The organism is Rhodanobacter sp. FDAARGOS 1247 (genome assembly GCF_016889805.1).
Taxonomy (GTDB): Bacteria; Pseudomonadota; Gammaproteobacteria; order Xanthomonadales; family Rhodanobacteraceae; genus Rhodanobacter.
The window spans coordinates 2,014,203-2,035,428 of record NZ_CP069535.1 but is presented as its reverse complement, the minus strand read 5'-3'; the positions used below and the strand labels follow the sequence as shown (position 1 = coordinate 2,035,428).

The 21,226-nt window shown below is 67.3% G+C and carries 19 protein-coding genes; 14 read left to right on the top strand and 5 right to left on the bottom strand.

Going from position 1 to position 21,226, the window contains the following annotated elements; genetic code table 11:
• Positions 1 to 187: 187 nt before the first annotated feature.
• Complete coding sequence (tdh, locus tag I6J77_RS09230) at positions 188 to 1,210, bottom strand: L-threonine 3-dehydrogenase (protein ID WP_056717611.1); 1,023 nt, start codon at positions 1,208 to 1,210, stop codon at positions 188 to 190.
• 234 nt (positions 1,211 to 1,444) lie between these two features.
• Here tdh and I6J77_RS09225 point away from each other — a divergent pair, with 234 nt between their 5' ends.
• The 9 genes from I6J77_RS09225 (at position 1,445) to I6J77_RS09185 (ending at position 10,552) form a co-directional block, all read left to right on the top strand.
• The gene (locus I6J77_RS09225) at positions 1,445 to 3,607 is read left to right on the top strand and encodes a S46 family peptidase (protein WP_204108764.1); all 2,163 of its coding nucleotides are present in this window, start codon (positions 1,445 to 1,447) and stop codon (positions 3,605 to 3,607) included.
• A 78-nt stretch (positions 3,608 to 3,685) separates the two neighbouring features.
• Positions 3,686 to 4,654, top strand: a complete 969-nt coding sequence (miaA, locus tag I6J77_RS09220; RefSeq protein ID WP_204108763.1) for a tRNA (adenosine(37)-N6)-dimethylallyltransferase MiaA — start codon at positions 3,686 to 3,688, stop codon at positions 4,652 to 4,654.
• Between the two features lie 132 nt (positions 4,655 to 4,786).
• A complete protein-coding gene (gene hfq, locus I6J77_RS09215) occupies positions 4,787 to 5,071 on the top strand; it encodes an RNA chaperone Hfq (RefSeq protein ID WP_007809007.1) in 285 nt (94 codons plus the stop codon).
• Between the two features lie 57 nt (positions 5,072 to 5,128).
• Positions 5,129 to 6,430: a ribosome rescue GTPase HflX gene (hflX, locus tag I6J77_RS09210; RefSeq protein ID WP_204108762.1), complete on the top strand. Its 1,302-nt coding sequence runs from the start codon at positions 5,129 to 5,131 to the stop codon at positions 6,428 to 6,430.
• Positions 6,431 to 6,610: 180 nt separating this feature from the next.
• The gene (hflK, locus tag I6J77_RS09205; protein ID WP_204108761.1) at positions 6,611 to 7,681 is read left to right on the top strand and encodes an FtsH protease activity modulator HflK; all 1,071 of its coding nucleotides are present in this window, start codon (positions 6,611 to 6,613) and stop codon (positions 7,679 to 7,681) included.
• Positions 7,681 to 8,547 (top strand): protease modulator HflC, encoded by an 867-nt coding sequence (hflC, locus tag I6J77_RS09200; protein ID WP_204111446.1) that lies wholly within the window; start codon positions 7,681 to 7,683, stop codon positions 8,545 to 8,547. Before hflK ends, hflC begins: the two co-directional genes overlap by 1 nt.
• 10 nt (positions 8,548 to 8,557) lie before the next feature.
• Positions 8,558 to 8,740: a DUF2065 domain-containing protein gene (locus I6J77_RS09195; RefSeq protein WP_056764817.1), complete on the top strand. Its 183-nt coding sequence runs from the start codon at positions 8,558 to 8,560 to the stop codon at positions 8,738 to 8,740.
• A 58-nt stretch (positions 8,741 to 8,798) separates the two neighbouring features.
• The gene (locus tag I6J77_RS09190) at positions 8,799 to 10,091 is read left to right on the top strand and encodes an adenylosuccinate synthase (protein ID WP_056717581.1); all 1,293 of its coding nucleotides are present in this window, start codon (positions 8,799 to 8,801) and stop codon (positions 10,089 to 10,091) included.
• Positions 10,092 to 10,285: 194 nt separating this feature from the next.
• Complete coding sequence (locus I6J77_RS09185) at positions 10,286 to 10,552, top strand: hypothetical protein (protein WP_204108760.1); 267 nt, start codon at positions 10,286 to 10,288, stop codon at positions 10,550 to 10,552.
• Positions 10,553 to 10,680: 128 nt separating this feature from the next.
• On the opposite strand, the gene I6J77_RS09180 is transcribed toward I6J77_RS09185, so the two are convergent.
• From I6J77_RS09180 to I6J77_RS09170, 3 genes are read right to left on the bottom strand one after another with little or no spacing between them, the layout of a single operon-like run.
• Entirely contained in the window at positions 10,681 to 10,869 is a 189-nt protein-coding gene (locus tag I6J77_RS09180; protein ID WP_204108759.1) for a hypothetical protein, read from the bottom strand.
• A gap of 41 nt (positions 10,870 to 10,910) precedes the next feature.
• A complete protein-coding gene (locus I6J77_RS09175; protein ID WP_204108758.1) occupies positions 10,911 to 11,540 on the bottom strand; it encodes a glutathione S-transferase family protein in 630 nt (209 codons plus the stop codon).
• A gap of 30 nt (positions 11,541 to 11,570) precedes the next feature.
• Positions 11,571 to 12,521: a threonine/serine dehydratase gene (locus I6J77_RS09170; protein WP_204108757.1), complete on the bottom strand. Its 951-nt coding sequence runs from the start codon at positions 12,519 to 12,521 to the stop codon at positions 11,571 to 11,573.
• A 122-nt stretch (positions 12,522 to 12,643) separates the two neighbouring features.
• On the opposite strand from I6J77_RS09170, the gene I6J77_RS09165 reads away from it, so the two are divergent.
• Positions 12,644 to 13,123, top strand: coding sequence for an Lrp/AsnC family transcriptional regulator (locus tag I6J77_RS09165; protein ID WP_204108756.1), 480 nt, complete (start codon positions 12,644 to 12,646; stop codon positions 13,121 to 13,123).
• Between the two features lie 113 nt (positions 13,124 to 13,236).
• Here I6J77_RS09165 and I6J77_RS09160 read toward each other — a convergent pair whose 3' ends face one another.
• Positions 13,237 to 13,584, bottom strand: coding sequence for a hypothetical protein (locus I6J77_RS09160; protein WP_204108755.1), 348 nt, complete (start codon positions 13,582 to 13,584; stop codon positions 13,237 to 13,239).
• A 347-nt stretch (positions 13,585 to 13,931) separates the two neighbouring features.
• On the opposite strand from I6J77_RS09160, the gene I6J77_RS09155 reads away from it, so the two are divergent.
• The 4 genes from I6J77_RS09155 (at position 13,932) to I6J77_RS09140 (ending at position 21,215) form a co-directional block, all read left to right on the top strand.
• On the top strand, positions 13,932 to 14,264 hold the full coding sequence (locus tag I6J77_RS09155; protein WP_204108754.1) for a hypothetical protein: 333 nt from the start codon (positions 13,932 to 13,934) through the stop codon (positions 14,262 to 14,264).
• Positions 14,265 to 14,428: 164 nt separating this feature from the next.
• Positions 14,429 to 17,086 (top strand): M1 family metallopeptidase, encoded by a 2,658-nt coding sequence (locus tag I6J77_RS09150; RefSeq protein ID WP_204108753.1) that lies wholly within the window; start codon positions 14,429 to 14,431, stop codon positions 17,084 to 17,086.
• Between the two features lie 156 nt (positions 17,087 to 17,242).
• The gene (locus tag I6J77_RS09145; RefSeq protein WP_204108752.1) at positions 17,243 to 18,181 is read left to right on the top strand and encodes a sensor domain-containing diguanylate cyclase; all 939 of its coding nucleotides are present in this window, start codon (positions 17,243 to 17,245) and stop codon (positions 18,179 to 18,181) included.
• A gap of 178 nt (positions 18,182 to 18,359) precedes the next feature.
• Positions 18,360 to 21,215 carry a C1 family peptidase gene (locus I6J77_RS09140; RefSeq protein ID WP_204108751.1) on the top strand — a complete coding sequence of 952 codons (2,856 nt, stop codon included), beginning with the start codon at positions 18,360 to 18,362 and terminating at the stop codon, positions 21,213 to 21,215.
• The last annotated feature ends 11 nt before the right edge of the window (positions 21,216 to 21,226 follow it).

Sequence of the window (21,226 nt, the reverse complement as noted above, 5' to 3'; positions counted from 1 at the left end):
GCTCGACCCGGACATACCGACTCCCTGGAAACGCTGAATGGTTGATTCAACCCGCCCTGCATGGGGTGCAGGTGGGCTGATGACGAATCTACAGCGACCGCGCTTAACGCGGGGACACCGTTCGCGACCTTGCGGCCGGTCGCGAGCGGTCAATCCGGGAGCTGACGAGCGGCTGCCGCCTCGTGGCTCAATGCCAGGAACAGACGACCTTGCCGCAGGTGCCGGCGTCCATCAGGTCGAAGCCCTTCTGGAAGTCGTCGATGTGGATCTGGTGGGTCAGCACCTTCTGCAGCGGGAAGCCGGTCAGCACCATCTGGGTCATCTTGTACCAGGTCTCGTACATGCGCCGGCCATAGATGCCTTGCAGGGTGAGGCCCTTGAAGATCACCTTGTCCCAGTCGATGCCGGCGCCGCGCGGCATGATGCCGAGCATGGCGACCTTGCCGCCGTGGTACATGCATTCAAGCATGTCGTTGAACGCGCGCGGGTTGCCGCTCATTTCCAGGCCCACGTCGAAGCCCTCCATGTGCAGGTCCTTCATCACGTCCTTGAGCGACTGGTTGGTGACGTTGACCACGCGGGTGGCGCCCATGTCGGCGGCCAGCTTCAGGCGGTAGTCGTTGACGTCGGTGACCACCACGTTGCGCGCGCCGATGTGCTTGGCGATGCCGGCGGCGATGATGCCGATCGGGCCGGCACCGGTGATCAGCACGTCCTCGCCGATCATGTCGAATTCCAGCGCGCAGTGCGCCGCGTTGCCATACGGGTCGAAGAACGCGGCCAGCTCGGACGGGATCTGGTCCGGGATCGGCCACAGGTTCGAGGCCGGCATGGTCATGTACTCGGCGAACGCGCCGTTGCGGTTCACGCCGATGCCGATGGTGTTCGGGCACAGGTGCTGGCGGCCGGCGCGGCAGTTGCGGCAGTGGCCGCAGACGATGTGGCCTTCGGCGGAGACGCGGTCGCCGATCTTGTAGCCGGTCACGCCCGGGCCGATCTCCACGATGCGCCCCACGAACTCGTGGCCGATGGTGAGGCCCGGCTTGATTGTGCGCTGGCTCCACTCGTCCCACTTGTAGATGTGCAGGTCGGTGCCGCAGATCGCGGTTTTCTCGATCTTGATCAGCACTTCGTTCGGGCCGACCACGGGCATCGGCACCTCTTCCATCCAGATGCCCTGTTCGGGCTTGCGCTTGACCAGGGCTTTCATCGTCTGCGACATGGGGAATCCATCGGTTGGCCCGCGCGGCGGGCAGGGAAGCGGCAATTATAGATTGATCGAAGCCGGCGCCGAAGATGGCGGCACCAAGGGACCGGCTGTGGCAGGCGGTCCCACCCTGCCGAAAGTCACTACCGATGAACGATGGGTTTGCGGCATAAAGGTCGGCCAGATCGCAAGAAAATGCGATTCGGCCCACTTTCCCGTTTTCCCAAGGAGTGCTCCATGCGTCGTGTCCTGCTTGCTGCCGCGCTGACCGCCGGTCTCGCCGGTACCGCCCATGCCGTCGAAGGCATGTGGCAGCCCGCCCAGTTGCCGAAAATCGCCGCCACCCTGAAACAGCATGGGCTGAAGCTGGACCCGGCCAGCCTGACCGACCTGACCGCCTACCCGATGGGCGCGATCGTGAGCCTGGGCGGCTGCACCGCTTCGTTCGTCTCGCCCGAAGGCTTGGTGGTGAGCAACCATCACTGCGTCTACGGCGCGCTGCAGCTGAACTCCACGCCGGAGAACAATCTGATCGAGAAGGGTTTCCTGGCGAAGACGCAAGCCGAAGAACTCTCCGCCGGCCCCACCTCGCGGATCTTCGTCACCGAGGAAATCCGCGACGTCACCAAGGCGATCACCGCCAAACTCACGGACGGCATGAGCGGCGCCGAGCGCTACAAGGCGATCGAGCTGGCGATCAAGGAACAGGTCAAGGCCTGCGAGAGCGAAGGCTACCGCTGCGACGTCTACACCTTCCACGGCGGCTACAGCTACCAGTTGATCAGGCAGATGGAGATCAAGGACGTGCGCCTGGTCTACGCGCCGCCGGATTCCATCGGCAAGTTCGGCGGCGACGTCGACAACTGGATATGGCCGCGCCACACCGGCGACTTCGGCTACCTGCGCGCCTACGTCTCGAAGGACGGCAAGTCGGCCACTTTCTCGAAGGACAACGTGCCGTATCACCCGAAGCACGTGCTCAAGGTGAACCCGCAGGGCGTGGAAGCAGGCGACTACGTGATGGTGGTCGGCTACCCGGGGCGCACCAATCGCTATCGCCTTGCCGACGAAGTGCAGGACGCGATCGACTGGCGTTACCCGACCCAGATCAAGATCTACCAGGACACGCTGAACATCATCAACACCGCCGGCAAGGCTGACCCGAAGGTGGCGGTGAAATACGCCAGCATGGTCGCTGGCCTCAACAACTACCTGAAGAATTTCGGCGGCCAGCTCGAAGGCCTGCGTCGTGCCGACGCAGTCGAGGTCAAGCGTACCCAGGAAGCGGCACTGGAAACCTGGCTGAAGCAGCAGGGCGGCGCGGAAAACGCCGCGCTGGCGGCGGACATCGGCAAGCTGCGCCAGCAGATCGCCGCCAATCAGGCCACTCGCGATCGCGACCTGGCCATCGGTCTGGTGACCCGCGCGTCGATGTTCAGCACGGCGGTGCGCCTGACTCATCTGGCGAAGGAGCGGCCGAAGGTCGACCTCGAACGCGATGCCGGTTACCAGCAGCGCGACTGGGTGCGCATCGAAGGCGGCCTGAAGCAGATGGATCGCCGCTTCGATCCGGGCGTCGACCAGCAGTTCATGGTCTACGGCCTCGCGCGCTACGTGGCCTTGCCGCAGGCGCAGCGTCTGCCCGCGCTCGACGCCTGGCTGGATGGCGCGAAGACCGAAGTCCAGCTCAGGCAGAAAGTTGCCGCGCTGTATGCCGGCAGCAAGCTCGGCAACGTCGACGAGCGCATGAAGTGGTTCACTGCCGACAGCAAGGCGATCGATGCCAGCAGCGACAGCATGCTCAGGCTCGCCCGCGCGGTGCAGCCGCAGCTGAAGGCGCTGGAAGACGAAGGCGACGCCCGCGACGGCGAGATGAGCAAACTGCGCCCGCGCTACATGCAGGCGATGATCGCCTGGAAGGATTCGCAGAAGCTGCCGGTCTACCCGGATGCGAACAGCTCGCTGCGCGTCACCTTCGGCAACGTGCAGGGCGTGGCGCCCCGTGATGGCGTCAGCTACGCGCCGTTCACCACTGCCCAGGGCATCGTCGAGAAGTACACCGGCGCCGAACCGTTCGATGCGCCGAAGGCCGAGCTGGCGGCGATCAAGGCCAAGGCGTTCGACAGCTATGCGTCGCCGAAGCTGGGCACGCTGCCGGTGAACTTCCTGGCCGACCTGGACATCACCGGCGGCAACTCCGGTTCGCCGGCGATGGACGCGAACGGCCGGCTGGTCGGCCTCGCGTTCGACGGCAACTGGGAATCGGTGAGCGGTGACTGGCTGTTCAATCCCGAGCTCAACCGCTCGATCCAGGTCGACGTGCGCTACATGCTGTGGGTGATGCATCACCTCGACCACGCCGACAACCTGCTGAAGGAAATGGGCGTGCCGGCGAAGTAACGCGCTGGTTCGCGCAAGTACCGGGCCCGCGTCGTCGACGCGGGCCTTTTGCGTTGCGGCAGCCTCTAAACTAGCGCCATGCCCGTCGATCACCGTCCCCTCGCCATCTTCCTGATGGGCCCCACCGCCTCGGGCAAGACCGCCCTGGCGTGCGAATTGAGCGAGCGTTTCCCGCTGGACCTGGTCAGTGTCGATTCGGCCCTGGTCTACCGCGGCATGGATATCGGTACGGCCAAGCCCGATCCGGCGACGCTGGCACGTTATCCCCACGCGCTGGTCGACATCCGTGATCCTGCGCAGCCGTACTCGGCCGCGGATTTTTGTGCCGATGCGGTGCCGGTGATGGAACGGATCAGCGCGCGGGGCCGGGTGCCCCTGCTGGTCGGCGGCACCGGGTTGTATTTCCGCGCGTTGCAGTTCGGCCTGTCCGACCTGCCCGAGGCCGATCCGGCCACGCGGGCGCGACTGGGCGCCGAGGCGGCGCAGTCTGGCTGGCCGGCGCTGCATGCCCGGCTGGCCCAGGTCGATCCGGTCGCAGCAAGCCGCATCGACAGCAACGACACCCAGCGCCTGCAGCGTGCGCTGGAAGTGTTCGAGCTGACCGGCCGTCCATTGTCCGAGTTGCAGCGGGGCGGGGCGGGCGCGGTATTCCCGTGGCGGGTATTGAAGATCGCGCTGCTGCCAGCCGACCGGCAACTGCTGCACCGGCGCATCGCGCAGCGGTTCGACGCCATGCTGGCCGAAGGCTTCCTCGACGAGGTGCGCGCGTTGCGTGCCCGGGGCGATCTCGATGCCGACCTGCCGGCGATCCGCGCCGTCGGCTATCGACAGGCATGGGAGCACCTGGATGGCCGCAGCGATGCCGCGCAGTTCCGCGACCGGGCCATCTTCGCCACCCGCCAGCTGGCCAAGCGCCAGATCACCTGGCTGCGCAGCGATCATGGCGCACGCCTGTTCGAGCCCGATCAGGCCGGCATGGCGAGGCGCGTTGCCGGCGCGGTGCAGCTGTTTGTCGATCCCCCGGGAGAGCCCGTGCCGCCAATGTGACGCCACGCACTTGCGGGGCGCAAAAATCTTCTTTCATCAAGCATTTGAAAGCAGTTAACATCGAGTCATGTTGGGCCGGGGCGCCACTGGCGTTTTTTCTCCGGTCTGTTTGGTGCAAGGGGAGAACAAGAAATGTCCAAGGGGCAATCGTTGCAGGATCCATTTTTGAATGCTTTGCGGCGCGAACGGGTGCCGGTGGCCATCTACTTGGTCAATGGCATCAAGCTGCAGGGGACCGTCGAGTCGTTCGACCAGTTCGTGGTGCTGCTGCGCAACCAGGTCAGCCAGATGGTCTACAAGCACGCCATCTCCACCGTGGTGCCCAGTCGCAATGTGCGCATCGGCAATGGTCATGACGGCCACGATGGCCACGACCATCCGGCAGATGCCTCGGGCGGCGCCGACGCCGACGCTTGATACAGCGGCGGTCAGCCCGCATGAAGAAGGTTTGCTCCCGAAGGATCACGCCCACTCGTGTTTGACCGTCAAAAGAAAGGCGATCGTGCCGTCCTCGTCCTGCCGCATTCGCGTGGCGAGGGCGACACGGCACGCCGTGCGGAGGAGTTCGCCGAACTGGTGAAGTCCGCCGGCGCCGAGGTGCTCGCCGTGATCAGCGCCCGCGTCGAAGATCCCAACCCCCGTTACTACATCGGCAGCGGCAAGGCCAACGAGGTCGCCGAGGCGGCGCGTGCGCTGAACGCCGACCTGGTGCTGGTCGATCACCTGCTGACCCCGGTGCAGGAACGCAACCTCGAAAAGCACCTCGGCGTGCGCGTGGTCGACCGCGCCGGGCTGATCCTCGACATCTTTGCTCAGCGCGCCCGTTCGCACGAGGGCAAGCTGGAAGTGGAACTGGCCCAGCTCAAGCACCTGGCCACCCGGCTGGTGCGTGGCTGGACCCATCTGGACGCCCAGCGCGGCGGCGCCATCGGCAACCGCGGCCCCGGCGAAACCCAGCTGGAAACCGACCGCCGCCTGCTCGGCGAGCGGGTCAAGCAGCTCACCAAACGCCTGGAAAAGGTCCAGGTCCAGCGCGGCCAGCAGCGCCGTGCGCGCATGCGCAACACGGTGCCGCGGGTGGCCCTGGTCGGTTACACCAACGCCGGCAAGTCGACCCTGTTCAACGCGCTGACCACCGGTGACGTGTTCGCCGCCGACCTGCTGTTCGCCACCCTCGATCCCACCGTGCGCAAGCTGGAGGATCTCAGCTGCGGTCCGGCGGTGATCGCGGACACGGTGGGCTTCATCCGCGAACTGCCGCATGACCTGGTCGCCGCCTTCCGCGCCACCCTGGCCGAGGCCCGCGATGCCGACCTGCTGCTGCACGTCAGCGATGCCGCCGACGAGGAGCGTGAGCGGCTGCATCGGGTGGTCGACAACGTGCTGGAGGAAATCGACGCGGGCGACGTGCCGCAACTGCGGGTGATGAACAAGATCGACCTGGCCGGCGCCGAGCCGCGGATCGAACGCGACGCCAGCGGCAAGCCGGTGCGGGTCTGGCTGTCCGCCGCCACCGGCGTCGGCCTCGACCTGCTGCGCCAGGCGCTGGGCGAGCTGCTGGGCGGCGAGCGGGTGCGTTCGCCGCTGCACCTGCCGCTGTCGGCCGGGCGCCTGCATGCCCGGCTCAAGGCGGCGGGAGCCATCAGCGGCGAGTCGATCGACGAACATGGCTGGCAGCTGCACATCGACGCCCCGCGCAGTGTCATCGCCCCGCTTGGCGGCGGCGATCCGGCCGAGGCGAAACTGCTGCAGGAACTGCTGGCCGTGGCGGAATGACGCCGTTCCCGGCGCGCGGCGACGGGCGCGCTCTGATAGAATCCCCGATGTTTGCGCGGTCGCGAAAGGCGGCTCGCACAGGACTTTCGACAGCCTCGGCTGAATCTCAATGCAACCCGGTGCAACACGTGTTTCGACCGTGGTTGCCGGCCCCCGGACGTCCCCAAAGGAGACTGACTCGTGGCATGGAATGAACCCGGCAACAACGGGCAAAAAGATCCGTGGAACAGAAACCGCCAGGGCGGCAAGTCGCCGGTGGATGACCTGCTGAACAAGGCCAGGAACCGCGTCGGCAAGATGGGGCAGGGACCGGGCAGCATCCTCACCGGCATCGTGGTGCTGCTGGTGGTCGGCCTGCTGTTCAGCAGCTACACCATCATCGGCGCGCGCCAGCAGGGCGTGGTGCTGCGGTTCGGCCAGTATTCGCGCACCCTAGCACCGGGCTTCCACCTGAAGCTGCCGCAGCCGATCGAGTCGGTGAACAAGGTCGAGGCCACCCGCATCCGCTCGGTCACCGACAAGGTGGCCATGCTGACCCGCGACGAGAACATCATCACGATCGACTTCACCGTGCAGTACCAGGTGGACGACTCGCGCAAATACCTGTTCTCGCTGAACGACCCCGACGGCACCATCAGCGCTGCGGCCGAGGCCGCCGTGCGTTCGGTGATCGGCGGCAGCGACATGGACCAGATCCTGTCCGCCGCCGGTGCCAGCCTGGTCGCCCAGGCGCAGCAGGCGCTGCAGAAAACGCTGGACGGCTACGACTCCGGCCTGCGCGTCACCGAGGTCAGCTTCCAGAACGTGGCGCCGCCGAACGAGGTGAAGGACGCCTTCGACGACGTCAACAACGCCCGCGAAGACAAGCAGAGCATCGAGAACGGCGCCCTGGCCTACGCCAGCAAGGTGGTGCCGGTGGCCCGCGGCGACGCCGCCCGCATCGCGGCCGAAGCGGCCGGCTACAAGGCCGAACGCATCGCCCGCGCCCAGGGTGACGCGGCCCGCTTCGACCTGCTGCTGAAGGAATACAAGGCCGCGCCGGAAGTGACCCGCAAGCGGCTGTGGCTGGAAACGATGGAACAGGTGATGGCGAAGAACCCGAAGGTGATCGACGGCTCCGGCGGTCGCAACATCATCAACCTGCCGACGCTGCAGGGCAGCGCAACGACCACCTCGCCCGAATCGGCGGTGGTGGGCACGGTGGTCGCGCCCGCCAGCAGCGATGCGGCCAGCAAGGGAGCACAGCCATGATGAAGATCGGCTCCATCGTCCTCGCCGTGCTGGTCGCCCTGCTGGGCATCAACAGCATGTTCGTGGTCAGCGAAGGGCACAGCGCCCTGTTGCTGCAGTTCGGTCGCATCGTGCGCACCGACTACCAGCCCGGCCTGCATTTCAAGCTGCCGGTGATCCAGCAGGTGATGAATTTCGACAAGCGCATCCTGTCGCTGGACGCGCCGCCGGAGCGCTACTTCACCTCCGAGAAGAAGAGCGTCAACGTCGACTTCTACGTGAAGTGGCGCGTCGCCGACAACGCCGCCTACTACCGCGCCACCGGCGGCGACCAGCTGCAGGCCGCGCAGCGGCTGACTCCGATCGTGAAGGACGCGCTGCGCTTCGAGTTCAACGCCCGCACCTTGCCCGACCTGATCTCCGGTGGCCGCAAGGACATCACCGAGCGCGTGCGCGCGCAGACCGACGCGTCGGCGCGCAAGAACCTCGGCATCGCCGTGGTCGACGTGCGCATCAAGCGCATCGACCTGCCCAACGAGGTCAGCGAATCGGTGTACAAGCGCATGCGCGCCGAGCGCCTGCAGTTGGCCAACGAGCTGCGCTTCACCGGCCAGGAATCGGCCGAGACGATCCAGGCCGACGCCGACCGCCAGGGCCAGGTGCTGCGTGCCGACGCCCAGCGCGATGCGGCCAAGGTCCGCGGCGAGGGCGACGCCCAGGCGGCCACCATCTACGCGCAGGCCTACAACCAGGACCCGGAGTTCTTCAACTTCTACCGCAGCCTGTCGGCGTATCGCAGTTCGTTCGAGGACGGCAAGGGCGTGATGATCCTGAAGCCCGACGACGAGTTCCTGCGCTACTTCGAACAATCCAGCTCCAAGCGCTGAGTCGCGGCCGATGCGCCAGCTGAGTGCCGCGTTGTGCCTGGTGCTGGTGATCGAGGGACTCATGCTGTTCGCGGCGCCGCGCGGCTGGCAGGCAATGATGCGCGAGGCGCTGAAACTGCCGCCGCGCCGCTTGCGTCTGATCGGCGCCGGCGCGATGGTGGCCGGACTGGTGCTGCTGCAGATTTTTCACTGATACGCGCAGCCCCATCCCGGCGGCGCAAAACCTGATCGAAACCTCCCGGAGTAATGCAATGGGCAAGTCAGTAGTCATCCTCGGAGCCCAGTGGGGCGACGAAGGCAAGGGCAAGATCGTCGACCTGCTGACCGAGCGGGTCAGTGCGGTGGCGCGCTTCCAGGGCGGCCACAACGCCGGCCACACGCTGGTGATCAAGGGCAAGAAGACCGTGCTGCACCTGATCCCCTCGGGCATCCTGCGCGACGACGCGCTGTGCCTGATCGGCAACGGCGTGGTGCTGTCCCCCGAGGCGTTGATCAGCGAGATCGCCGAGCTCGAGGCCAACGGCGTCGAAGTGCGCTCGCGCCTCAAGATCAGCCCGGCCACGCCGCTGATCATGCCGTACCACATCGCGGTGGACAAAGCGCGCGAGATCGCTGCCGGCGGCAAGGCCATCGGTACCACCGGCCGCGGCATCGGCCCGGCGTACGAGGACAAGGTCGCCCGCCGCAGCGTGCGCGTGGCCGACCTGATGTACCCGCACGAGCTGCCGGCGCTGATCAAGACCGCGGTCGACTACCACAACTTCATCCTCACCCAGTGGCTGAAGGTCGAGCCGGTCGACTACCAGAAGGTTCTCGACGACGCGCTGGCCTGGGGCGAATACATCCGTCCGCTGGTCGACGACGTCGCCACCATCCTGCATGACGTGCGCGCCGAAGGCGGCAACATCCTGTACGAGGGCGCCCAGGGCGCGCTGCTGGACATCGACCACGGCACCTATCCCTACGTCACCTCGTCCAACACCACCATCGGCGGCGCGCTGGCCGGCACCGGCGTGGGCGCGCGCGACATCGACTACGTGCTGGGCATCTGCAAGGCCTACGCCACCCGCGTCGGCAGCGGCCCGTTCCCCACCGAGCTGCACGACGAAATGGGCGAGCGCCTGCGCAAGGTCGGCAACGAATTCGGCGCCAGCACCGGCCGTCCGCGCCGCTGCGGCTGGATCGACCTGGTCGCGCTCAAGCGCGCCACCCAGATCAACGGCATCAACGGCCTGGCCATCACCAAGCTCGACGTGCTCGACGGTCTGGAAACCATCAAGGTCTGCATCGCCTACGAATACCGGGGCAAGCGCCGCGAACTGGCCCCGCTCGACGCCGACGGCTGGGACGAGTGCAAGCCGGTCTACCTGGAATTCCCCGGCTGGCAGGAATCCACCGCCGGCATCCGCGAATGGAACAAGCTGCCGCCGGCGGCGCGTGCGTACCTGCGTGCGGTCGAGGAACTGTCGGGTTGCAAGCTGGCTCTGGTCGCCACCGGCGCGGATCGCGACGACACCATCAGCCTTGATGATCCGTTCGCCTGATCGCGAATGTCGTTGAGAAAAGCCCCGCATCGCGGGGCTTTTTCATGGTGCTTTAGCGAGGAGATCCGCTCCAGCCATTGGTTGGCATGTTCGAAGGGGCGTCGACGCTTTCCCTGCCGCAGCGTGTTGACCTGAACTTCGCATCCGCCGATCTACGGTGCCCGCGACCGGATCAACCGCAGCGGGAGAACACCATGTCCGACGAACACGTCAAGACACCGATCGACCACATTGGCGACACGCTGGCGCAGTTGAAGGAGATGCGGCATTACTCCAAGAACAATGTGGAGGCGCTGACCGCAGCCTGGCTGTTGTACGACGGCGAGTTGTCGAAGCTGAAGCAGGCGGACCGGATTGCGAACCTGATGGACCAGCAGAGCAAATTGCACGATGCGCTGGAGACGACCATCGCCGAGTTCGAGGATGTATTGGTGAAGATGCAGCCACCGCCGGAGGCGTAGCGGTTTGGCTGATGCGAGGAAGAGCCCCCGGATTCGGGGCTTTTCCTTGAATGGGTTCGTTGTGGTGTGGATGTCGGCGTCGCGCCACTCGTCGGCAGCCAACCGGTGCATCGATCCAGGTCGGTGGTTCACTGCCGGCGGAGAATTCCATCGCCGACGCCGAGGCAGAGCCGCCACCACCAGCGTGTCGACGGCCTGGCCGTGTGCGTCACGATCGTTGGCGGCGTGGATGATTCGGGCGACGCCAGTCTGCGCAGCAGGCGCGGGTCGGCGATGTGGCCGTGCAGGATCAGCAGCTCGGTCCAGAGGGAGCTCATGGGGATATCCGTTGAGGGAGGGAGTGAAGCGAGCGGCGCGCTCAGTCGCAGGTGTCGCCCACGAGCGTGGTGGCCTGCATCGACGGCCGCGCGCTGAAGCGGTTGTACCAGGATGACAAGCGGGGACGTCCTGCCGCGAAGGGGTAGACGTTGCGGAAGGCGATCCAGCTCAACGTGGTGGCCAGCGCGATGTCGCCGATGTCGGGGACGGTTTCCGTGACTGTTGCCTCGCCGATTTCCTGCTCGAGGAAATCGCAGGCGGCGGCGATCTTTTCAAGCTGGCCTTGCAGCATAGGCGGCCAGCGTGAGGCTTCGGGACGGCGCTCGGACTCCCAGCGCGCGGCGATGCCGGCGTCGGCCATGCCCAGCGCGAGTGCCTGCCGGCGCAGGGCGCGGTAGCGGCCGCCGTGCTCGGTCGGGATCAGTTTCGCACCGCTGTGCAGGCCGTCGAGGTATTCGCAGATCACGCTGGAGTCGAACAGCGCCAGGTCGTCGTCGACGATCAACACGGGCACCTTGCCGAGCGGGTTGAGCCCAAACACTTCGTCGTTGCGGCGGGTGGGGCTGGTGTCGTGATGCATCACCTCGAGCCGGTGCTGCAGGCCGAGTTCGTGGGCGGCGACGAGCACCTTGCGGGCGTAGGGCGAGTGCGTCTGGTAGAGGAGTTTCATCGGTGTGCGTGCTCCGGGAGAAGGGTGTGCTCACGCCGCCAGCAGGCGCTCGCGCATCGCTGGCGACAGGTTGCCGCCGCAGAGGATCGTCGCCACGCGGCGGCCGGCGAAGCGCTCCGGGTCGTCGAGGATGGCCGCCACGCCGACCGCGCCGGATGGTTCCACTGCAATGCCGAGGTGGTGGTGGATGAGACGCATCGCCTCGAAGATCCGCGCCTCGGACACGGCGACCACGTCGTCGCAGCACGTACGAAGGTGCGTCAGCGTGGCGGCAATCGGCACGCGCACCGCGATGCCGTCGGCGATGGTGTCGGTGCGGGCGGTCTCGACGACGTGGCCGGCGTCGATCGACAGCTTCATCGCCGGCGCGCCGGCCGCCACCACCGCGATGATTTCCGCGTGCGGCGCCACGTGCCGGATCGCGGTGCCGACGCCGGCCAGCAGTGCGCCGTTGCCCAGTTGCACCACGATGGCGTCGAACGACGTCGACGCGGCGAGTTCGAGTGCGAGCGTGCCGGCGCCTTCGGCCAGCTCGGCCTCGCTGCCGTCCTCGACGAAGCGCAGGCCGGCGGCGGCATGGTGGCGAGCGGCGTCCTTGGCCGCGTCGAAATCGATGCCGGCCAGCCGCACCTCGGCGCCCAGCCGGCGCATCGCGTCCAGCTTCACCGGGTTGGCGGTTTCCGCGGCGAACACGGTGCAGGTGTGGCCGCGCCGGATCGCTGCACGCGCCAGGCCCTGGCCGAAATTGCCGGCGGACGCGCAGACCACCGGTTCGCCCGGCGGCAGCGCCAGCGCGGCGAACAGCTCGGTGCCGCGGCCCTTGAACGAGCCGATCGGGTTGGCGGTTTCGTCCTTGGCGACCAGCTGGCAGTGCAGCGCCGCGTCGAAGGCGACGTTGGTGAGCGTGGGCGAATCCAGGAACACCGGATCGATGTGGTGCGAGGCGTCGAGGACGTGTTCGATGCGGGTGTGCGTGGGCATGGGCGAGGGCTCGCAATGACGTGGGAGGCGACGACCTATGCTAGGTTTCCGCGGCGCGGCGAAGTGGCGTTGTTCGCCCGCGAAACGGGTTTTCTTCCCGCACCACGAGGTGTTTTCGCCCGATGCCTGCCGAACTGGACAAATTCGATCGCCGGATCCTCGCGATCGTGCAGCGCGATGCGCGACGCTCCGCCGAGATGATCGGCGCCGACATCGGCCTGTCGGCGTCGGCCGTGCAGCGTCGCATGGCGAGGCTACGGGAGGAGGGCGTGATCGTGGCGGAGGTGGCGCTGATCGATCCGCGCAGCGTGGACCGGCGGCTCACCGTGATCGCCGATCTCGAGGTCGAGCGCGAACGGCCCGAGCTGCTGGCCAGCCTGCGCCAGTGGATCGCGGCGGAGCCGGCGATCCAGCAGGCGTGGTACGTGACCGGCGATGGCGACTACGTGCTGGTGGTGACCGCGCGCGATGTCGACGACTACGATGCGCTGATGCAACGGCTGGTCGCCGCCAACGCCAATGTGAAACGCTTTCGTACCCGCGTGGCGCTGGACACGCTCAAGCGCGGCCTGGTCTTGCCGGTGGACGCGGCGCCCGGCTGAGGCTGCGCCAACTGCATCGGGGCAGAAGCTTCTGACGGCGGCGAAATGCCGTCATGGTTGCGCCAAAGCAATAGGAAAAGGCCCCGGCATCGAGACCTCTCCTGCGCCACCGATCAATGACGCTGGCGATGAATCGCGCGGCTGTTGCGGTTTTCCGCGCGGTTGAGGCGGCGGGTTTCGCCTTTGGTCAGGTGGCCGTTGTGCTTCGCTTCGGCGGCGCTTTCGCGCTGGGCGATGTTGGCGGCGCGGCGCTGGTCGTTGGCTGCCTGCTGCGGCGTGATGGTGCCGTTGGCGACGCCTTTGGCGGTGCGCGCCTGCTGGTTGTCGATGCGCTGGTTGACCTCGTTGACGCGGGGGTGACCGGGGACGGTGGTGTCGGTGGCCATCGCGCTGGCGCTGGCGAACGCGGTGCAGGCGATCAGGCTGAGCAGACCGAGGCGGATCATCGAAGCGTGGTTCATGACGGTGTCCTTCAGTGTGTGAGCCCGGCGGTGGGGTACTGCCATGTCGTGCCGGACGAACGGCGGCATGCCGGAAGGAGAACGCCGTTCGGCGCCACGCGTTGACGGCGTGGCGGGTCATCGCAAACGTTGCGGTTCAGCGCCGCGACAGGCCGGTTCTGGCGGTGCCCGCGACGAACCCGTGCCATCAGTCACGCGCAACCCCGCGCGCTCCAGTCGCATCCATGATCCATGTGTGGCGCGGCTTGCAGGTGTTTCGCGCGCGTCACGAAGGATCTGCCCGATCGCCCGGCGGCGCCGCGAAGACGCCGGCCGGTTCCCCCGAATGACTCCGCGAGGTATGACTGATGCGTGCACTTCTGGTTCTGCTGTTGTCTGGCGGCGTGTTGTCGATGGCGCAGGCCGCCTCGGTCCACTACGTCGACGTGGTCAACGATTCGGCAAGCAACGTGACGGCGGTGTCCGCCACGATGGACGGCATGCGCTGGGAGCCGCTGGCCGTCGGCTACCGCTCCTTGCAGGCGAACAGCGTGACCACGCTGGCGGTGCAGCGCGAAGGCGGCTGCCGCCGCGACTTCCGCGTGGACTTTGTCGACGGGCGGCGGATGACGGTGCAGGGCTTCGACATCTGCCGCAACCGCAGCCTGCACCTGGGCCGGGCGTTGGCGCGGGCGCGCTGAACCGGGCGCTGGCCCGCGAAGGTCGACCAGGCTCGCCCATGACTTCCGGCGCTTTCCGGCGCCGGGGCATGCGCGCCACCATCGCGGGAATGACCGCCTCGGCGCCGGGTTTCCGTCGGCCCGCGGCATTCCGCACTTCGCCCACCCTGACACGGAAGATACTCATGCGCAGCACCTTGCTGGTTTCCGCGATCGCCCTGGCGCTCGCTGGCGTTTCGATGACGGCCATGGCGGCCACGCCGGCGGCGATGTCCGCGGCCGACCTGGCCACCACCCAGCTGCCGCGCACGGTGCGGCCCAGCCACTACGACGTGGCGGTGACGCCGCATGCGGACAAGCTGAGCTTCGACGGCCAGGTGACGGTGACCGTCGACGTGCTGCAGCCGACCCACAGCATCACGCTCAACGCGATCGACATGACGTTCTCGTCGGTGCGCCTGACCCCGACCAGGCTGAAGATCGCCATCGCCGCGCCCAAGGTGACGGTGGATGCGAAGGCGCAGACGGCGACGTTCACCTTCGCCCAGCCGCTGCCTGCCGGGACCTACCAGCTGGCGATGAGCTACACCGGCAAGATCGGCACCCAGGCCAACGGCCTGTTCGCGATCGACTACGACACCACGGCGGGCAAGAAGCGCGCGCTGTACACCCAGTTCGAGAACTCCGACGCCCGCCGCTTCATCCCGTCCTGGGACGAGCCGGCCTACAAGGCCACCTTCAACCTCGCCGTGACCGTGCCCAGCGACGAGATGGCGGTGAGCAACATGCCCGTCGCCTCGACCAAGGACCTGGGCAACGGCATGAGTCGCGTGACGTTCCAGCCGTCGCCGAAGATGTCGACCTACCTGCTGTTCTTCGGCCTGGGCGAGTTCGAGCGCGCCACCACCATGGCCGACGGCACCGAGATCGGCGTGATCACGCAGAAGGGCAAGAAGGCACAGGCCGGCTTCACCCTGCAGTCCGGCGCGGCCGTGCTGAAGGAATACAACGACTATTTCGGCGTGAAGTATCCGCTGCCCAAGCTGGACAACATCGCCTCGCCGGGCAGCAGCCAGTTCTTCTCGGCGATGGAGAACTGGGGCGCGATCTACACCTTCGAATACGCCTTGCTGCTGGACCCGAGCTTCTCGACTCAGTCGGACAAGCAAGCGGTGTTCAACACCGCCGCCCACGAAATGGCGCACCAGTGGTTCGGCGACCTGGTGACGATGCGCTGGTGGGACGACCTGTGGCTCAACGAAGGCTTTGCCTCGTGGATGGCCGCGCGCACCACCGAGAAGCTGCACCCGGAGTGGCATACGCACCTGGATGCGGTGGGCACGCGCGAGGGCGCGATGTCGCGCGACGCGGTCGCCACCACGCACCCGGTGGTGCAGCACGTGGAGACGGTGGAGCAGGCCAGCCAGGCGTTCGACGCGATCACCTACGCCAAGGGCGAGGCGGTGATCAACATGCTGGAAGCCTATGTCGGCCCCGATGCCTGGCGCGCCGGCGTGCGCAACTACATCAAGGCCCACGCCTACGGCAACACGGTGTCGGACGACCTGTGGAAGGCGGTGCAGGGCGCGGCCGGCAAGCCGGTCACCCAGATTGCGCACGACTTCACCCTGCAGCCGGGCATTCCGCTGATCCGCGTGGCGTCGTCCGCGTGCAGCAACGGCAAGACCACGCTGACCCTGAGCCAGGGCGAGTTCACCAAGGATCGCCCGAACAAGACGCCGCTGAAGTGGCACGTGCCGGTGATCGCGCAGAGCATCGGCGGCAGCGAGGTCGCCCGCACCGTGGTGGACGGCAAGGCCACGCTGGACGTGGCCGGCTGCGGCCCGGTGCTGGTGAACGCGGGGCAGAGCGGCTACTACCGCACGCTGTACACGCCGGCGGAATTCGCCGCGATCAAGGGCCAGTTCGCCAAGCTGGCGCCGATCGACCAGATGGGCCTGATGGGCGACAGCTGGGCGCTGGGCATGGCCGGCCTGCAGCCGGCGTCCAGCTACCTCGACCTGGCCCAGGTCACCCCGGCCGATGCCGACCCGCAGATCTGGGGCAACATCGCCGGCAGCTTCTCCGGCCTGCACGGCTATTACCGCGGCGACGACGCGCGTCAGGCGCGTCTTGATGCGTTCGCGATCAAGCAGCTGAAGCCGGTGTTTGCCCGCGTGGGCTGGGAGGCGAAGGCCGACGAGGGCGACCCCACCACGATCCTGCGCACCCAGCTGATCGGCGTGCTGGCCGACCTCGGCGATGCCGACGTGATCAGTGAAGTGCAGCGTCGCTACGCCGCGCAGGACACCGATCCGAAGGCCGTGCCGGCGGCCCTGCGCAAGACCATCTATGCGGTGGTGGCACGCAACGCCGACGCGGCGGGCTGGGACCAGCTGCATGCGAAGGCCAAGGCCGAGACCACGCCGCTGATCAAGGATCGCCTGTATGCGCTGCTTTCGATCAGCAAGGACAAGGCGCTGGCCAAACGCGCGCTGGAGCTGGCGTTGACCGACGAACCGGGCGCCACCAACAGCGCCGGCATGATCCGTGCGGTGGGCTACGAGCACCCCGACATGGCTTGGGAATTCGCGATGGCGCACCGGGCGCAGATCGACAAGCTGGTTGACTCCACCTCCAGCAGCCGCTACTACCCGGGCATCGGCGCCAGCTCCAATGATCCGGCGATGATCGACAAGATCAACGCCTATGCCGACGCACACATCGCCAAGGGCTCGCGCCGCGCGGCGGAGACGGTGATCGCGAACATCCAGTACCGGCAGATGGTGCGCAAGGAACGGCTGCCCGCGATCGACGCCTGGCTGGCGAAGAACGGCGGCTGATCCGCTTGCCCGTGACGGCGCCCGCTTGCACCAGCGGGCGCCGCCTGGTGCGATTGGCGATACGCCCGGCGGACGATGTACCTTGCGTCTGCGCGCCGGCTGGCGCGATCGCCGCGCAGCTGCGGCGACCCGTCTTCATGCTTGAGTCCGAGAGCGATGGCCGATTTCGAAAAGCTGGAACCCGACAGCACCGTCTACCGCACACTGCTGGAGTCCACCAAGGCCATTCCCTGGAAGATCGACTGGGACAGCAAGCAGTTCGCCTATATCGGACCGCAGATCGAGGCGCTGCTGGGCTGGACGCCGGCGAGCTGGCAGACGGTGGGCGACTGGGCCAGCCGCATGCATCCGCAGGATCGCGAGTGGGTGCTGAATTTCTGCGTGGCGCAATCGCAGGCCGGTGTCGATCATGAAGCCGACTACCGGGCGCTGACCCGCGACGGCCACTACGTGTGGATTCGCGACGTGGTGCACGTGGTGCGCCGGGCGGACGGTTCGGTCGATTCGCTGATCGGCTTCATGTTCGACATCAGCGAACGCAAGCAGACCGAACAGAAACTGGCGAGCCTGCAGAAGGAACTGGAGGAACTGTCCTTCCGCGACGGCCTCACCGGCGTGGCCAACCGGCGCCGCTTCGATGCGCTGATGGAACTGGAATGGAGCAACGCGTGGCGCAACCGCCAGCCGCTGTCGTTGCTGATGATCGATATCGACTACTTCAAGCAGTACAACGACTGCTACGGCCACCTCGAAGGCGACGCCTGCCTGAAGCGCGTCGCCTGGCTGCTGGCTTCCGCCGCGACCCGCGCACGCGACCTGCTGGCGCGTTTCGGCGGCGAGGAATTCGTGCTGCTGCTGCCGGAAACCGACGAGGCGGCGTCGCACAAGCTGGCCGCGCGCTGCCGCGACCTGATCCTGGCCGAGCAGATTCCCCATGCGCAGTCCGCGGTCGGCCCGGTGCTGACCATCAGCGTCGGCGCGGCCACCTGCATTCCCGCGCACGCCGACGAGCTGCGCGGCTTCCTCGACAGCGTCGACAAGCGGCTGTACCGGGCCAAGCAGCAGGGCCGGGACTGCATCGTGGCGGCAAGCTGACCGGCGCCAGGCCTGTCGGACCGGCGATCGACGCCGGCAGATCGCGTTCGCTGGCACGCTTCGTGCGCGTTGCCGTGGCCGGTTTTTCCCGGCGCCGCGGGCCATGTGCCGCCCCCGAACCGAGCGTATGCTGCCGCCGTGTTTCGTAGCCTTCACCACGGACGAGGGGAGATACGTCATGGCAACACTGCTGCTGGTCAAGGGGAATTCCGGGAACGATGTCGCCACGCTGCGCAAGCGCCTGGCCGGGGTACTCGGCGACGACGCGCGCGACTTTCCGGGATTGGCGACGGGCGACATTTTCGACGAGCAGGTCGACGCGGCGGCGCGGCGATGGCAGGCCGGCATCGGGATGGTCGCCGATGCGGTGATCGGGCCGTGCTGCCAGGGCCTGCTCGGCATGATGCAACCACAACCGATGGCGGTACCGCTGACGGTGGACGCGGTGCAGCGGCTGTTCCCGGCCACCAAGAAGTCCAACATCGTGCGCTACCTGCCTTACGTGGCGGCAGCGCTGGGCGCGGCAGGGCTGCGCGACCGCATGATGATCTGCGCCGCGCTGGGCACTATCCGCGCCGAGAGCGAAGGCTTCGTGCCGATCGCCGAGTTTCCCTCGCACTTCAACACCACGCCGGGGCTGCCCGCGTTCAGTGCCTACGACGGACGCAAGTCGCTGGGCAACGACCAGCCCGGCGACGGCGCGCGCTATCGGGGCCGCGGCTTCGTGCAGCTGACGGGGCGGGCGAACTACCACACCTACGCGGCCCTGATCGGCGTCGACATCGAAGCCTTTCCGGACCTGGCCAACGCGCCCGAGGTGGCGGCCGTGCTGCTGGCGCTGTTCCTGGCGCACGCGGCGGACAGGATGCGCACGGCGCTGGCGGCGAACAACTACGCGGCGGCACGCAAGCTGGTCAACGGCGGCAGCTACGGACTGGCAAGCTTCCGCAACGTGTTCCAGCTGGCCGCGTCGGTCTGGCCGGTGGCCGTTCGCGGCGTGGGTGCGACTCGCAAGGCCGGCGCGGCTCGCAAGGCCGTCGCAGCGGCGGCGACGGGCGCGGCGAAACTCGACGCCAGCAAGGACCCGGTCGACCTGCGCGATCGCGCCTACCAGCCGCCGCCGGCCAGCCTGCCGGATCGTTACCCCACCGATGCGCAGATCAACGAGTTCCTGCCGGCCTATACCGGGGCCGGCCTGATCCTCGACCAAGGGCAGGAAGGCGCGTGCACCGGTTTCGGCCTGGCCTGCGTGGTCAACTACCTGCGCTGGCGCAAGAGCGGGATGCCGGGTCGACTGGCTTCGGTCAGCCCGCGCATGTTCTACAACTTCGCCCGCCGCTACGACGAATACGCGGGCGAGAACTACGACGGTTCGAGCTGCCGTGGCGCGCTGAAGGGCTGGTATCACCACGGCGTCTGCATGGAGGTCGACTGGCCGTATCGGCAGGAGGACACGCAGCCGCCGAAGTTCGGTTACGCCACCCGCGCCACCGCCAACACGCTGGGCGTGTATTACCGGATCGAGCTGAAGACGATCAGCGACCTGCAGGCGGCGATCCACGAAGTGGGCGCGATCTACGTGTCGGCCAACACGCACCAGGGCTGGCAGGACGTGCCGACCGTGCGCCGGAAGCTGGCCGGGCACGACAGCCTGCCGGTGATCGCGTTCGACGGCAAACCCTCGCACGACGACGGCCACGCCTTCGCCCTGGTCGGTTTCAACACCGACGGCTTCGTGGTGCAGAACTCCTGGGGCAAGAGCTGGGGCTGCGGCGGTTTCGCCGTGCTGACCTACGCCGACTGGCTGGCCAACGGCATGGACGCATGGGTGGCCGCGATGGGCGTGTCGGGCGTGGTGCTGGGCCAGCTCGCGGCGGGCAGCAAGGGTGGCAGCAGCCGTGTCGGCACCAACCGCAGCCTGTGGTGGGACGAGGCCACCGCCTACGAGCACAGCGTGGTGCTGGGCAACGACGGCCGGGTGACGCGCTACCTCACCCAGGACGAGATGAGTCGCTCGCTGCTGTTCCAGGCCTGCACGCTGCCGGACCAGTGGTTCCGCCAGCAGAAGGCGACGACCAAGCGGCTGGTGATCTATGCCCACGGCGGACTCAACAGCGAGGCCGCGGCGATCGAACGCGCGCGGGCGATGGGGCGCTACTTCATCGGCAACGGCTGCTATCCGCTGTTCGTGATCTGGAAGACCGGCATGCTCGAATCGATCGGCGACATCTTCGCCGACAAGTTCCGGCGCGAGCCGCCGCGGGCCGGCGGCATTCGCGAGAAGATCAGCGACGCCACCGACATCCTCGTCGAGCGCACCGTCGGCCGTCCGCTGGCGCGGCCGATCTGGAGCGAGATGAAGGAAAACGCCGAAGCCGCCAGCCTGCCCACGCGGGGCGGCGACCTGCTGGTGACGGCGCTGCAGAACCTGGCCAAGACCTGGGGCGACCAGCTGGAGATCCACCTGGTCGGCCACTCCGCCGGTTCGATCTTCCATGGCTACCTGGTCGACCTGCTGGCCGCGCGCGGGCTGGAGGCGCAGACCGCATCCATCCACCTGTACGCGCCGGCCTGCACCGTGCAGTTCGCCAACCGCCACTACGCGCCACACGATGCCCTGATGCAGCGGCTTTACCTGGGCATCCTGTCCGACCGCAACGAGCGTGACGACAACACCGCGGCGATCTATCGCAAGTCGCTGCTGTACCTGGTGTCCAACGCCCTGGAGCTGGATGTGCGCACGCCGATCCTCGGCCTGGCGAACGTGATGGACGCCGGGTACAAGGGCTGGGACGGTTCGTCCAGCACGGCCGAGGCGCTGGGCAACTGGCGCCAAGTGGCGAAGCAGACCGGCCTGGGCAAGCGCACCGAAGTCATCGATGTGGACAAGGTGCCCACCTGCCTGCACCCGGAGGTCGCCATCGACGCGGGGCATGGCAGCTTCGACAACAACGTCGAGGTGCTGGGTCGCACCCTGGAACGCATCACCGGCGCGAAGCTGGCGCTGCCGGTGGACGACCTGCGCGGGTTCTAGCCGGGGTTTTC

Coding starts and splice junctions, on each gene's coding strand:
- hflC (WP_204111446.1), top strand. CDS start 7,681: ATGAAGATCGGCTCCATCGTCCTCGCCGTGCTGGTCGCCCTGCTGGGC.
- I6J77_RS09185 (WP_204108760.1), top strand. CDS start 10,286: ATGTCCGACGAACACGTCAAGACACCGATCGACCACATTGGCGACACG.
- I6J77_RS09145 (WP_204108752.1), top strand. CDS start 17,243: ATGGCCGATTTCGAAAAGCTGGAACCCGACAGCACCGTCTACCGCACA.
- I6J77_RS09165 (WP_204108756.1), top strand. CDS start 12,644: ATGCCTGCCGAACTGGACAAATTCGATCGCCGGATCCTCGCGATCGTG.
- I6J77_RS09155 (WP_204108754.1), top strand. CDS start 13,932: ATGCGTGCACTTCTGGTTCTGCTGTTGTCTGGCGGCGTGTTGTCGATG.
- I6J77_RS09150 (WP_204108753.1), top strand. CDS start 14,429: ATGCGCAGCACCTTGCTGGTTTCCGCGATCGCCCTGGCGCTCGCTGGC.
- I6J77_RS09225 (WP_204108764.1), top strand. CDS start 1,445: ATGCGTCGTGTCCTGCTTGCTGCCGCGCTGACCGCCGGTCTCGCCGGT.
- hfq (WP_007809007.1), top strand. CDS start 4,787: ATGTCCAAGGGGCAATCGTTGCAGGATCCATTTTTGAATGCTTTGCGG.
- I6J77_RS09175 (WP_204108758.1), bottom strand. CDS start 11,540: ATGAAACTCCTCTACCAGACGCACTCGCCCTACGCCCGCAAGGTGCTC.
- tdh (WP_056717611.1), bottom strand. CDS start 1,210: ATGAAAGCCCTGGTCAAGCGCAAGCCCGAACAGGGCATCTGGATGGAA.
- I6J77_RS09190 (WP_056717581.1), top strand. CDS start 8,799: ATGGGCAAGTCAGTAGTCATCCTCGGAGCCCAGTGGGGCGACGAAGGC.
- I6J77_RS09160 (WP_204108755.1), bottom strand. CDS start 13,584: ATGAACCACGCTTCGATGATCCGCCTCGGTCTGCTCAGCCTGATCGCC.
- miaA (WP_204108763.1), top strand. CDS start 3,686: ATGCCCGTCGATCACCGTCCCCTCGCCATCTTCCTGATGGGCCCCACC.
- I6J77_RS09140 (WP_204108751.1), top strand. CDS start 18,360: ATGGCAACACTGCTGCTGGTCAAGGGGAATTCCGGGAACGATGTCGCC.
- I6J77_RS09180 (WP_204108759.1), bottom strand. CDS start 10,869: ATGAGCTCCCTCTGGACCGAGCTGCTGATCCTGCACGGCCACATCGCC.
- I6J77_RS09170 (WP_204108757.1), bottom strand. CDS start 12,521: ATGCCCACGCACACCCGCATCGAACACGTCCTCGACGCCTCGCACCAC.
- I6J77_RS09195 (WP_056764817.1), top strand. CDS start 8,558: ATGCGCCAGCTGAGTGCCGCGTTGTGCCTGGTGCTGGTGATCGAGGGA.